Origin of the sequence: Mycobacterium sp. E2699, from assembly GCF_001666745.1 — a bacterium.
Taxonomy (GTDB): domain Bacteria; phylum Actinomycetota; class Actinomycetes; order Mycobacteriales; family Mycobacteriaceae; genus Mycobacterium.
The window spans coordinates 1-868 of record NZ_LZJH01000044.1 but is presented as its reverse complement, the minus strand read 5'-3'; the positions used below and the strand labels follow the sequence as shown (position 1 = coordinate 868).

The following is an 868-nucleotide window of genomic DNA, read 5'->3' as shown; positions in this document are numbered from 1 at the left end:
GACGACATGACGCTCGAGGAAGCCCAAATCGCCAAGATCGACCTGTCGCTGAGCAAGCTCAACCTCGAGCCGGGCATGACGCTGCTGGACATCGGGTGTGGCTGGGGCGCCACCATGAGGCGCGCCATCGAGAAGTACGACGTGAACGTCGTGGGCCTGACGCTGTCGGAGAATCAGGCCGCCCACGTGCAGAAGATGTTCGACGAGATGGACACCCACCGCGGCCGCCAAGTGCTCCTGGAGGGCTGGGAGAAGTTCCACGAGCCGGTCGACCGCATCGTCTCCATCGGCGCTTTCGAGCATTTCGGGCGGCAGCGCTGGGGCCGCTTCTTCAAGATGGCCTACGAAGTGCTGCCGGCCGACGGCAGCATGCTGCTGCACACGATTCTCGCGCATTCCCAAAAACAGCTGCACGAGCTCGGCGTCTCGCTGACCATGAGCGACGTGCGGTTCACGCGATTCATCTACACCCAGATCTTTCCCGGCGGGCAGTTGCCGGCGCAGGAAGACATTCTGAAATTGGCGCCCGCGGCCCTCGAGGCGAACAAGGAGACGGCGCTCGCCATCCAGTCCCAAGAGGTCTACGACCGGTACATGAAGTACCTCACCGGCTGCGCCAAGCTGTTCCGCGAGGGCTACACCGACGTCAACCAATTCACCTGCGAGAAGTAGCCGGGCGCCTGGGAGCGCCCGGCCAGCGGTGCGCTACTTACTTGGCCAGCGTGAACTGGCCGACGTTGCTGATGCCCTTCAGGAAGAAGTTTTCACACCCCGTCAGGTAGTGCATATAGCGGTCGTAGACCTCCTGGGACTGGATGGCGATCGCCTTTTCCCGGTTCGCCGCTAAATTCGCCGCCCACATATTGAG

The 868-nt window shown here is 62.4% G+C and carries 2 protein-coding genes; one reads left to right on the top strand and one right to left on the bottom strand.

The window, feature by feature from the left end; translation table 11 throughout:
• Positions 1-672: class I SAM-dependent methyltransferase (locus A5696_RS05650; protein WP_067874712.1), on the top strand; the 672-nt coding region annotated here is incomplete at its 5' end.
• Between the two features lie 37 nt (positions 673-709).
• Here A5696_RS05650 and A5696_RS05645 read toward each other — a convergent pair.
• Positions 710-868 (bottom strand): class I SAM-dependent methyltransferase (locus A5696_RS05645; protein ID WP_197516895.1); only part of this gene is annotated, 159 nt, incomplete at its 5' end.